Source organism: Sorangium sp. So ce131 (assembly GCF_051519095.1).
In the GTDB taxonomy this organism is placed as follows: domain Bacteria; phylum Myxococcota_A; class Polyangia; order Polyangiales; family Polyangiaceae; genus Sorangium.
Window position 1 is genome coordinate 7,251,750 of sequence record NZ_CP150455.1, and the last position, 11,567, is coordinate 7,263,316.

General features: G+C 72.4%; 9 protein-coding genes. 3 read left to right on the top strand and 6 right to left on the bottom strand.

Annotation, left to right across the window (positions count from 1 at the left end; translation table 11 throughout):
* Positions 1-15 precede the first annotated feature (15 nt).
* Entirely contained in the window at positions 16-1,041 is a 1,026-nt protein-coding gene (locus WMF43_RS26455; protein WP_437668735.1) for a hypothetical protein, read from the bottom strand.
* A 211-nt stretch (positions 1,042-1,252) separates the two neighbouring features.
* Between WMF43_RS26455 and WMF43_RS26460 the strand changes: the two genes are divergently transcribed.
* Positions 1,253-2,500, top strand: a complete 1,248-nt coding sequence (locus WMF43_RS26460; protein ID WP_437668736.1) for an MFS transporter — start codon at positions 1,253-1,255, stop codon at positions 2,498-2,500.
* A 189-nt stretch (positions 2,501-2,689) separates the two neighbouring features.
* Positions 2,690-3,118, top strand: a complete 429-nt coding sequence (locus tag WMF43_RS26465; protein WP_437668737.1) for a CBS domain-containing protein — start codon at positions 2,690-2,692, stop codon at positions 3,116-3,118.
* Positions 3,119-3,184: 66 nt separating this feature from the next.
* Here WMF43_RS26465 and WMF43_RS26470 read toward each other — a convergent pair whose 3' ends face one another.
* A complete protein-coding gene (locus tag WMF43_RS26470; RefSeq protein ID WP_437668738.1) occupies positions 3,185-4,138 on the bottom strand; it encodes an SRPBCC family protein in 954 nt (317 codons plus the stop codon).
* Positions 4,139-4,524: 386 nt separating this feature from the next.
* Here WMF43_RS26470 and WMF43_RS26475 point away from each other — a divergent pair, with 386 nt between their 5' ends.
* Complete coding sequence (locus WMF43_RS26475) at positions 4,525-4,974, top strand: hypothetical protein (RefSeq protein WP_437668739.1); 450 nt, start codon at positions 4,525-4,527, stop codon at positions 4,972-4,974.
* A gap of 84 nt (positions 4,975-5,058) precedes the next feature.
* Here the strand turns inward: WMF43_RS26475 and WMF43_RS26480 are convergent, their stop codons facing one another.
* The 4 genes from WMF43_RS26480 to WMF43_RS26495 all read right to left on the bottom strand — a co-directional run bounded on the left by WMF43_RS26480 (position 5,059) and on the right by WMF43_RS26495 (position 11,335).
* Complete coding sequence (locus tag WMF43_RS26480) at positions 5,059-7,989, bottom strand: molybdopterin oxidoreductase family protein (protein WP_437668740.1); 2,931 nt, start codon at positions 7,987-7,989, stop codon at positions 5,059-5,061.
* Between the two features lie 100 nt (positions 7,990-8,089).
* A complete protein-coding gene (locus WMF43_RS26485; protein WP_437668741.1) occupies positions 8,090-9,463 on the bottom strand; it encodes a sigma-54-dependent transcriptional regulator in 1,374 nt (457 codons plus the stop codon).
* Positions 9,460-10,974, bottom strand: coding sequence for an ATP-binding protein (locus WMF43_RS26490; RefSeq protein ID WP_437668742.1), 1,515 nt, complete (start codon positions 10,972-10,974; stop codon positions 9,460-9,462). Before WMF43_RS26490 ends, WMF43_RS26485 begins: the two co-directional genes overlap by 4 nt.
* A 37-nt stretch (positions 10,975-11,011) precedes the next feature.
* The gene (locus WMF43_RS26495) at positions 11,012-11,335 is read right to left on the bottom strand and encodes a hypothetical protein (RefSeq protein ID WP_437668743.1); all 324 of its coding nucleotides are present in this window, start codon (positions 11,333-11,335) and stop codon (positions 11,012-11,014) included.
* Positions 11,336-11,567: the final 232 nt, after the last annotated feature.

Here is an 11,567-nt window from a genome sequence, read left to right on the forward strand (position 1 = left end):
GCCGCGGCGGCGCGTCTACCGGCAGGCGGCGGCGAGCGCCGGGTACCGGTACAGCCCGGCGAAGCACATCTCGCTCGTCGAGCTGTCGCCGAAGCCGATCGGGTGCGGCGTGGGGTTCTCGTACGTGCACTCGACGCGGATCGCCTCGCCTGCGGCCACCTTCACGGGGGAGAGCGGGTAGTTCTTCTGATCTCCGAAGGCAAACGGCCCGTCGTGCAGCACCTTGGACCCGGAGGCGCCCTCGTAGGTGACCTTCATGTGTGTCCCGCGCATGTGCATGTGCGGCCACACCGCCGAGATCGTCGAATCGCCGGGGAAGCGGCATGTTCCCTCGACCGTCTGCGACCCGTTCGGAGGAATCGAGATGTCGAATGTGCCGGCGAGCACGAGCTCTGCCACCTGCTCGACGGCGCTCTCGGGCACCTGCTGGACCAGCGTCCCCGATACCCCTTCGAGCGTGCTCGGGTTCGTGTTGAACAGATGCAGGTTCAGCATGAGCTGCGTGCCGCGCGGGATCTTGACCGCGACGCCCTCGGGGAAGGTGAGGTCGTCGGTGCCCACGCCGGAGGCGTGGAGCATGTCGGCGCCGAGCGTCGCGCCACACGCAGACTGCCCGTCAGGGGATCCGCCGTTCGAGCGCAGGAGGAGCGTGTGGTGGGTGCCGGGCGGGGCCAGCGCGCGGAACGCCTTGACGTAGGTGTCCTCCTCGATCGTCTTCCGCGTGCACCAGTATCCCTCGGTGCCCGGCGCGAGCTCCCATGTCCCGTCGATCAGCGTCGTCCAGCCGCCCGAGTCGCCGCCGCCGCTGCCGGAGCCGCTGGATTCGCCGCCGCTGCCGTCGCTGCCGCCGGAGCCGCTGGTTCCGATGCTCCCACCGACGCCGGAGCCGCTCGATCTGGAGCTCGATGATGTCGTGTCGCCGGCGCCGCTCCCCGCAGGGTCAACGACCTCTCCCGCGCAGCCTGACAGGATGACGAGCAACGCGAGGGTGCGGGCGCAGCGCGGGCCGGTTCCCCGCAGCGTTGCAAAGCGAAGAAGCATCGAACAAGGATGCCGGCGCTGGCTCCCGTACGCAAGGAGGCACCGCTGTGCGCCCGGACCTGGGGCGCTCAGGTGCTTGAACAACACGCCTCCTCCGTCGAGGCTGTGCTGCGGCGGTCAACTCCCTCGCTTTACGCCGCGCGTTCTGCTCTGCTCCCGCCCCTCCCCTCGGCTCCCGCCCCGCCCCGCCCCTCTGCTCCCCTCCCCGCCGATGCCCCTCCCCCGCGACGGCCTCTGGCAACACCCTGACTTCCTGCGCCTCTGGGCGGCGCAGGCGGTGAGCGCGCTGGGCAGCCGCGTCAGCCGGACGGCGCTGCCCATCATCGCCATCGTGAGCCTCGGCGCGGACGCGGCGGGCGTGGCGCTCCTCGCGGCGCTGTCCGCCGCGCCGGGGCTGCTCGTGGGGCTCTTCGCGGGCGGGCTCGTCGATCGCTCGCGCAAGCGGCCGCTGCTCATCGGCGCGGATCTCGTGCGCGCGGCGCTGATCCTCTCGGTCCCCGTCGCGGCGTGGGCCGGGGGGCTCAGCCAGATCCAGCTCTACGTGGTGTCCGCGCTGGTGGGCATGGCGACCTCCCTGTTCCAGATCGCCGACAACGCCTACCTGCCGTCGCTCGTCGGGCAAGACCACCTGGTCGAGGCGAACGCCAAGCTGGAGGGGACCGACGCCGCCGCGGAGATCGCCGGCCCGGGCGCCGCGGGCATCCTGATCCAGCTGCTCACCGCCCCGGTCACGATGGTGGCCGACGCGCTGTCGTACCTCTGGTCGGCGGCGCTCCTCGGGCGCATCCGGGCGGCCGAGGCGCCGGCCCTGCCCGAGGGCGACGCGGCCGCGGGCGGCGCCTCGCTGATCGAGGACCTGCGGGTGGGGCTGCGCCACGGCTTCGGCCACCCCGTCGTCGGTCCGACGTTCATGGCCCTCGGCGCCCAGGCCCTCTCCGGCGGGTTCTTCTTCGCGCTCTACATGCTCTATCTCCTGGAGCACCTGCGGCTCGACGCCGCCGCGACCGGGCTGATCATCAGCGTGGGCGGGATCGGCGCGCTCGGCGGCAGCGTGGTCGCGGGCTGGCTCGGCCGCCGCTTCGGCGCAGGGCCCGCCATGATCCTCAGCCTCGCCGTGGGCCAGGCGGGCAGCCTGCTCATCCCGCTGGCCGCGCGGCTCGGGCCGCTCGCCGTCCCCGCCCTCGTCCTGCACCAGCTCCTCGGCGACGGGCTGATGGTCGCGTTCATGATCCACGCGGTGAGCGCCCGGCAAGCCATGCTGCCGCTCCACGTGCTCGGCCGGGTCAACGCCACGCTCCACGTGCTCACGGGCGCGCTGCTGCTCCTCGGCACCCTGGCGGCCGGCTGGCTCGCCGGTCCGCTCGGCCTGGAGACGACGGTATGGCTCGGCGTGGTAGGCGGCCTCGCGGCGCCGCTCCTGCTGCTCAGGCCCGCGATCTGGCGGCTGCAATCGGCGTGACGGGGGCGCGCGGCGACCGATCGCCCGCTGCCGCACGGTGAAGAGCCCTCGCGCTCGCCTCGAGACAGCAAACGCCATCTCCGTACCGGGTGTGTGTCGTGGGCGAAATGGACCGTCGTTTGCTGGACCAGGAGGCGGGACGATGGACGTCTCGACTGCAATCCAGGGTTCGATTCCAGGAGGAAAGCAATGAACTGCTCCGAGCTCATGAAGACCGACGTGGCGTGCTGCAAGACGAGCGAGCCCGTCGAGAACGTCGCCGAGCTGATGCGGGCGCGGAACATCGGTTTTGTTCCAGTCTGTGATGACGGCGGCGCCGTCATCGGCACCCTCACCGATCGAGACCTCGCGATCCGTGTGCTCGCGGAGCACCGTCGCGCGGCGTCGACACGGGCAGAAGACGTCATGACCCGAGAGGTCGTCTGCTGCCGGCCGGACGAGGATCTGAGCCAGGCCGCTCGCCTCATGAGCGACCACAAGAAGTCGAGGATCATCTGTGTCGATGACCAGAAGCACCCGATCGGCGTGATCAGCCTGTCGGATATCGCCGACAGGGACGGCGAGGCGAGGTCGTCAGCGCTGCTGAGCTCGATCTCCCAGCGAGAGGCGCGCGCGTAGAGCCCGGGCGCTCCGTTCACCTGTCGGCGTGGTCCGCCGCGCTGCGGCCGCAGCGCGGCGGTGGATTCAACGGGCGCCCTGGAGATCCCCGAGGAGCACTTCCTCGCCGGGCGACGTGGTCCTGTCCTGCTCGAGCAAGGTCTTGAAGCGCAGGAGGTCCTCCTCCAGGGCGCGCTGCGGATCGGCGCCGAAGAGCGCCGCCACCGCGTCGCGGAGCTCGCCTGCGTGCGGGCTGTACGACATCTCGACGTCGACGCGGGTGCCCTCGAGACACTGCTCGATCCGCACGAGGACCTCGCTCTCGATCGGCTCGCCGGGCAGGCTGCGCCAGGCGACGACCTCGTTCGGCACGAGCTGCGTCAGCTCGGCATCCCACGACACGGGGATGCCCGCCGGTCCAACGGCGGTCCAGCACATGCGGCCGTCGCCCGTCATCTCCACCTGGCGCAGGTGCGACATGAACCGGGGGAAGCTCTCGAACTGGATGAGGGCCAGGAACACCTCCCGGACGGGCGCGCGCACCGTGATCGTCCGCCGGAAGTCCACGGCCTGCCGCGCCACGGCGACATCGAGCCGGCGCCTGGCTGGGCGGCCCTTGATTTCCCGGAACAGCACCGCAGCGCCGGCCACGCCCAGCACAGCCCCGAGCAGGCCGCGGCGCTTGGCCGCGTAACCCAAGAGCCCGATGCCGAGCGCACCCATCAGCGCGCGCGTGGAAAGCGGCCGGCTCGCCTCCGTGGAGACCGTCTCCTGCCGGACCATCGCGCTCGCGTTCGCGAGCACGCCTCGGCTCTGATTCCGGAGGTCGCGGGCGCTCCTGTCGAGCAACACACCCGTCTGGTAGGCAAGGCCCACGGCCTTGTCGCGAGCGCTCGCCCGGCGCTGCGCGCCGCGATCCGGATCGAACGTGTACATCAAGCCGGCTCCGATACCGAGCGCGGCCGCAAGCGCCGCCGCATCCCCGAGATCATGCCGCCTCGGTCGAGTCACCGTTCGCAGCACCTCATCGAAGACGTTCATCGTGGTTCTCCTTCATCTCTCGCCTCGCTGCCCATCGAACGTGTGACAGCGGCGAATCTAGCCCGGTCATGCCGTAGCCAACATCCAGCCTGATGTGCATTGCGAAGTAAGGGTGCGCCGTATAAAGCCGCAGCCCTCGGCGCATGAAGCGGGCTCGGCCATGTGCATCCGCTCGCCTCTTCGCCGCTCTTCGTCGCTCTTCGTCGCTCTTCGTCGCCAGGTTCACATCCCATCTCGGCACAACGCTTGCTGAAACTGCCTCGTTGAACACGGCGAGAAACCGCGACGACGCGGCCGGGCGGCTACGGTACCGGCCAGCCCGGACTCGATGCCCGAGGGGGGGTAGCGCGGCCGCCGTGGAGCAGAAAGGTGATCGAGGTGGCGAGATGAAACACGTTGACGCGGGACGACGGGTCGACCGCCGGATCGGGCTCACGCTCGCGCTTCTGGCGAGCATGGCGCTCGCCGGCTGCGCGGGCCCCAGCGAGCACACTGTCCAGGGAACACAGCTCGCGCCCGGCGCCGATGCGCACATCACCGCGGACGTCGACTCCGACGCCGCGACCACGAGGCTGGCAGTGGACGTCGTTCACCTCGCGCCGCCCGGGCGGATCGAGGCAGGCTGCAAGCACTTCGTCGTCTGGCAGCGCCCGAGCGCCGACACCCCGTGGCGGCGGGTCGGGGTGCTCGACTACGACGCCGACGGCCGTGACGGCAAGCTGGTCGAAACGACCGTGCCGCACGCCAGCTTCGAGCTGCTCATCACCGTCGAGCAGCAGATCAACCCTCAATCCCCGTCGTCGGCCGCCATCGTCGGGCCGACGACCGTGGGGTAGGGCCAGGCCCGGCGGGCGCGGCGTCGCTCGAGGCAAGGGCGGCGCACGCGACCGCGCCGAGGCCCGGCGTCAGCCGCCTCGTCGTCAGAACGGGACGCCCAGGATCTGCGGCGCGCTCGCGTTGACCTGGCTCAGGAGCCACGCCTGCTGGCGATGGGTGTTCTCCTCGATCCGGTCGCAGCTCGCCATGAGCGTGCGGTCGAGCAGCATCATGGCCGTCTTCTTCACGGCGACGAGCGTGATGTGCAGGTCGGCCGCGAGCACGTACAGCTCGTGCAGACCGCGGAGCTGCCCGAGGCGGCCCTCTCTGGCCCGGTTCAGGCGGATCTTCTCCGGCAATGAACCGAGCTCGTTCGCGTCGCCCGCCGGCAGGGCCGGGTCGTACGGCCGCGCCGCCGGCTCCAGCCACGAGAGCGACTGCCGCGAGAACTCCTGGAGCCGCGCGAGCCCCATCGACAGCTCGCCCTCGTTCAGCGCGTGCTCGGACGCGGCGTCACACGCGTCGATGAACCGCTCGTGGGCCAGCCGGAGCAGGCCCAGGTAATCGGCCAGGCGCTGCCGCTCCGGGGCGTCGCCGCCGGGGCGCACGATCGCCGACGCGACCGCCGAGGCCGCGGCGCCGGCTCGCTCGATGACCTGCTCCGCCGCGTGGGCGATCGCGGCGACGGCGGTGCGCGCGGCGCTCACCTTCTGCACCCTGGCCGCCGCGAACTTCACGGCCGGCTGCTTGCTCACCGGGTCCCACGTCGTCATCGTCAGCTCGTTCGCGGCCCGCGGCCGCCCGTCCGGCTCGGCGCCGTCCGTCCCCTCCTCGTCCCAGTACCCGTAGTGAAACGGGATGAACAGGTGCCCCGGGAGGATATCCCCGATCCTGGCCGCCCCGCGCACCCGGCCGCGGCGCGTGGTGACCTCGACCATGTCGCCCTCGCTCACGTCCATGCGCGCGGCGTCCTCGCGGCTCATCTGCACGAACACGTCCGGCGCCGCCTCCTGCAACGCGGGGGACCGGCCGGTCTTCGTCCTCGTGTGGAAGTGGTAGACGAGCCGCCCGGTCGTCACCCACATCGGGTACTCGTCATCGGGCGACTCCGGCGGAGCGCGCCAGTCAGCGGCCTTGAGGATCGCGCGGCCCGCCGGGTCGTTGGCCGCGTACCGCTCGCGCGTGATCGCCGCGCCGGTCTCGATGTCATGCCCGTAGCTCCCGCACTCGTCGGCGCCCGTCGGGAAGCGCAGATCCGTGTACAGCCGCTCCGTCCCGTCCGGGTGCTCGCCGTTCACCGGCCACTGGATGCCGGAGCCGCCGGTCAGCCTGGCATACGTCAGGCCGCTGTAGTCGCAGTTCTGGCCCTCGGTGCACGCGCGCCACGCGTCGAACGCGCCCTCGGGCGTGTCCCACTTGATCAGCGGCTGACCGTCCCTGTCCGTGAAGCCCATGCGGCGGGCGAAATCGATGAAGATGTCGAGATCCGGCCGCGCCTCGCCCGGCGGGTCGACGGCCTTGTACGAGATGTGCACCGTCCGATCGGCGTTCGTGAACGTGCCGGTCTTCTCCCCCCAGATCGCGCTCGGCAACACCAGGTCTGCGAACCGCGTGGTCTCGGTCGGGAAGGCGTCCTGGGCGACGACGAAGAGATCCTCCTTCGCCAGCGTCTTGCGGACGCGGGCCAGGTTGGGCAGCGAGACCGCCGGGTTCGTCGCGATGATCCAGAGCATCCGGATCGACCCCTGCTCCGCCAGCCGGAACAGCTCGGTGCAGTGGGTGTGGGGCGCGAAGGTGGGGATCACGTCCGGCGCCACGTTCCACACGCGCGCGAGGTCGGCCACGTGCGCCGGGTTCTGCATGTTGCGGAACCCGGGGAACTCGCCGTCGGCGCCGGTCTCGCGCGTGTTCTGGGCGGTGGGCTGGCCGTTCGACTGGATCACGCCGCAGCCGGGTTTGCCGATCATGCCGCGGATCAAGACGAGGTTGTTGACCTGACACGCCGCGGCCGTGGCCTCGTGCGCCTGATAGACCCCCTGGAGCACGGTGGCCAGGAGCCGCTCGCTCGTCCCGAGCAGGCGGGCCGCGGCGTCCAGCTGGCCCACGGGGACGCCGGTGATCTCGGCCACGCGCTCTGGCGGGTACGCCGCGACCTTCTCCCGCAGCGCCTCGAACCCGACCGTGTGCGCGTCGATGAACGCCCGATCGATATGCCCGTTCCGGATGATCAGGTGCATGAGCCCGTTCAGCATCGCCACGTTCGTGCCGAGGCGCGGGGCCAGGTGGACGTCGGCCTCCCGGGCGGTGTCGGTGGTCCGCGGGTCGATCACGACGAGCCGGGGAGGGTTCGGACCCCGGCGGCGGTCGAGGACGCGCATCCACGACACGGTCTGCGTCGCGGCGATGTTGTGGCCCACGTGCAGGATGCAGTCGGCGACGTCGAAGTCCCGGTAACTCGACGGCTGCCCGTCGCGGCCGAACGTCTCGCGGAGCGAGCTGCCGGCCGTCGCGGTGCACAGCCGCGTGTTCCCGTCGATGTGGTTCGTGCGGAGCCCGGCGTGGGCGATGACGCTGAGCGTGTAGTACTCCTCGAGGAACAGCTGCCCGCTGTTGTAGAGGGCGATCGCGCCGGGCGTGTACCGCGCGACCACCTCCCTGCACCGGCGGGTGAGGAGCTCCATCGCCTCGTCCCACGTGGCCTCGCGGAACGTGTCGCCGGGCTTCTTGCCGGTGCGGATCAGCGGCCGGGTCAGCCGGTCGGGGCTGCTGTTCGCGACCCAGCCGTGGAGCCCCTTGGGGCCCAGCCGGCCGTGGTTGACCACGTCCTGCGCCCGGCCGCGGACGCCGACGATCCGGTTCCCTTTGACGCCGATGTCGAGCCCGCACCCGTTCGTGCACAGCACGCAGCAGGACTGGACCCACCGCTCCGGCGCCTCGTCCGTCTGCTCGTCGACCCGCGCCGGCCACCGGTGCTCGCCGAAGTACGGCGTCCGCTCGCCCCACGGGCTCATCACGCTGTTCCTTGTCTGGTCCACGCTTCGACTCCTTCCGTGCCGCCCGGGGTCGGGCAAGCAAGGCGGCGGCCGCGGTGCCGGTGCCCCGCGGCCGCACACCGCTGTCCTCCGATGGAGCCCCTCAGGGCCCCTCCTCGCCGTCGCTCCCCCCGCCGAACCAGCGCTGGAGCGTCCGCCGATCGACGCCGAGCAGGGCCGCCGCCCGCTGCTTCTTGCCGCCCGCGCGCCGCAGGACGAGCTGCGCGTACTCGCGCTGGAGCTCGTCGAGCGTCATCAGCCGATCCGCCGCGGCCTCGAGGAAGTCCGGCGCCCCGCGCCGGGCGCGCACGCCCTCGGGGAGGTCGTCCGGGGAGATCCGCGCGCCGTCGCAGAGCGCCGCCGCCCGCTCGATCGCGTTCTCCAGCTCGCGGACGTTGCCGGGCCAGTCGTACGCGAGCAGGCGCTTGACCGCCGCGCCCGAGAACCCGGCGATCGGCTTGCCCGCGTGCGCGGCCGCGCGCGCCAGGAAATGCTCGGCGAGCGGCAGGATGTCGTCCGCGCGGTGCTTGAGCGGCGGGATCGCGATCTCGATCACCGCGAGCCGGTAGAAGAGATCCTCGCGGAACGCGCGCTCGGCGACCGCCGCGCGCAGATCGCGGTTCGTCGCCGCGATGACGCGCACGTCGACGGGCTCCGCCGACACCGCGCCGACCGGGCGGACCTCCCGCTCCTGGAGCGCGCGCAAGAGCTTCGCCTGGAGCGGCAGCGCGAGCTCGCTCACCTCGTCGAGGAAGAGCGTCCCGCCGTCGGCCTCCTGGAACATCCCGGGCCGGTCGCTGCGCGCGTCCGTGTAGGCGCCCTTGCGCACCCCGAAGAGCTCCGCCTCGATGAGCGACTCCGGGATCGCCGCGCAGTTGACCGCCACGAACTTCCTCCCGCGGCGCCGGCTCTCGCCGTGGAGCGCGCGCGCCACGAGCTCCTTGCCGCTGCCGCTCGGGCCGCTCACGAGCACCGTCGCGCGGTTGTCGGCCACGCGCCGCACGAGCGCGATCACCTCCTCGATCGCCCGGCTGCGCCCGACCATCCCCGCGATCGAGAACCGCTGGGCCACCTCCGAGCGGAGCGCGGTCAGCTCGACCGTCATCGCCCGCTGCCCGAGCGCCCGCTCCATGCGCAGCGCCATGTCCGCGGGCTGGAACGGCTTCGGCAGGTAGTCGAACGCGCCGGCGCGCATGGCGCGGACGGCGGTGTCGATCGAGCCGAACGCGGTCATGGCGATGATCGCCGTCCGGGGGTCGAAGCGCGCGATCCGCTCGATGAGCTCGATCCCGTCCATCTCGGGCATGCGCACGTCGGTCACGACGAGGTCGAACTCCCGCTCCTCGAGCAGCGGGAGCGCGAGCAGCGGCGCGGTCAACGTCGCCGGCTCGTAGCCCATGTCGCTGGCGATGTCGGCCACGAGCTTCACCATCTCGAGCTCGTCGTCGACGACGAGCACCTTGGCGCGGGCGCTCACGCGCGCGCCTCCCCCGCGCGCGCGGCCAGGGTCGGCGCGGCGGCGCCCTGCGGCAGCGTGACGCGGAAGCAGGCGCCCCCGTGCGCCGTGGGGACGAGCTCGACCACGCCGCCCGCCTCGCGCACGAGCCCCTCGACGATGGCCAGCCCGAGCCCGGTGCCGCCGCGGTCGCCCCGCGACGTGAAGAACGCCTCGAAGACGTGCTCGGCGAGCTCGGGGGGCACGCCCGGCCCCCGGTCCTCGACCTCCAGCGCCGCCTTGCGGCCGTCGCGCCGCGCGAGCCGCACCGCGATCTCGCCCCCGTGCGGCTGCGCCTGCGCGGCGTTCAGGCAGAGGTTGAACACCACCTGGAACAGGTGGTCCGCGTCGAGCACCACGTGCAGCGGCGCCCCGTCGTCCTCGATCCGGGTCGCGATCCCGCGCTGCCGGCACTCCGGGCCGAGGAACGCGAGCACCTCGCGCGCGACCTGGGCGACGTCGCTCCCGCGGCCGAGGAGCCGCGGCGGGCGCGCGACCGAGAGCAGCCGCGCGACCACGCGGGAGATGCGCTCGGACTGCGTCGCGATCGTCTCCAGCTCGCCGCGGGCCGGCTCGGGCCACCCGGGCTGGTCGGCGAGGCGGCGGGCGCGCGCCAGGATGACGTTCAGGGGGGAGCCGATCTCGTGGCCGATCGAGGCGACCACCTGTCCGACGGCCGACAGCGCGTGCGCCTGCTGCAGCTTCCGCTCGACCGCGGCCCGGGCGGCCTGCTCCTGCTCCAGGCGGGCGCGCGCCTCGGTGAGCGAGGCCGTCATCGCGTTGAACGCCCGCGCGAGGCGCCGGAGCTCCTCGGCGCCCGCCTCGGGCACCGTCACCTCGAGCTCGCCGCGCGCCACCCGCTCGACGCCGGCCACGATCGCGCCGGCCGGGCGTCCGACCGTCGCCCGGCTCGCGAAGGCGGCGATGAGCGCGATGGCCGCGAGCAGCGCGGCGCCGGCGAGCGCCAGCCCGCGGTTCGAGCTCCGCGCGAAGGCGTCCAGGTAGCGGAGCTCCCGGACGACGACGGCGACGACCGACAGCCCGCGCTGCGAGAACGTGACGGTGCGCACGAGCGCCGGCCCGCCGCCGAGCGTGCGTTCCTCCTCCATCTCCGAGCCCGTCGCGAGCGCGCGCCGCGCGAGCGCCGCGAGCTCGGCCGACTCGCCGGCGATGGGGTCCGTCACGAGGATCGGCGCCCCGCGCTCGTCGAACGCGGCGATCCCGAGGATGCGCTCGGCCTGCGCGAGCCGCTCGATGCGCTGCTTGAGCAGCTCGACCTGGCCGCGCTCGACGGCCCCGCCGATCGCCGCCTCGACCAGGCTCGCGTGGTGGCGCAGCTCGGCCGTCGCCTGGCTGCGGAGGAACTGGTGCCGCGTCGTGTGGATCGCCGCGCCGTAGAGCGCCACGGCCAGGACGATCGGCACGAGGAGCATGAGCCAGAGCTGGAGCGTCAGCCCCATCGCGCTCCGTCCCTCGCCGCTTTGCGTGTTCATGCGATCCATTGTCCCAGATGCGACACGATGTCGCACTTCACCGGTCCTCGCAGGTGCCCTCGCGGCAGAGCTGGCCGGATCGGCAGTCGCGCGCGTCCTGGCACCGGAGCACGCAGCGCCCGTCGACGCACTGGTTCCCCGCGCCGCAGATGGCGCTCGAGAGGCACTCGACGCAGCGGGAGTTGACGCAGTACGCGAGGTCGTCGTCGAGGCGCCGACACGCGCTGTCGCTGGAGCAGGGCAGGTTCTCCGGCTCGGGAGCGCAGCCCACGGCCGCGGGACCGGCCATGGAGGCGAGGAGGGCGAGGAGAGCGATGGAGTGGCGGAGCGGGAGTGCGGCTGTCCTTTTCGTCTTCGTCATGCGTCGGCAGGCAGCAACTCTCAAGCCACCTGGGCACGGATGCTGCTCCGCCGCGATGCGGTGATCCCGGAGCTCCTCATCAAGCGAATGTTCCCGGAACGGGTTCGACCTGACCGACCCGCGGCGCGCGCTGGAGGCGTACGAGCGTGACGCGCCGCGACGCCGCTCGCGACGCGATCGAAATGCGATCGAGACGCGAGCTCCCGACGCCGGATCGCCTTGCGCGGCGCCG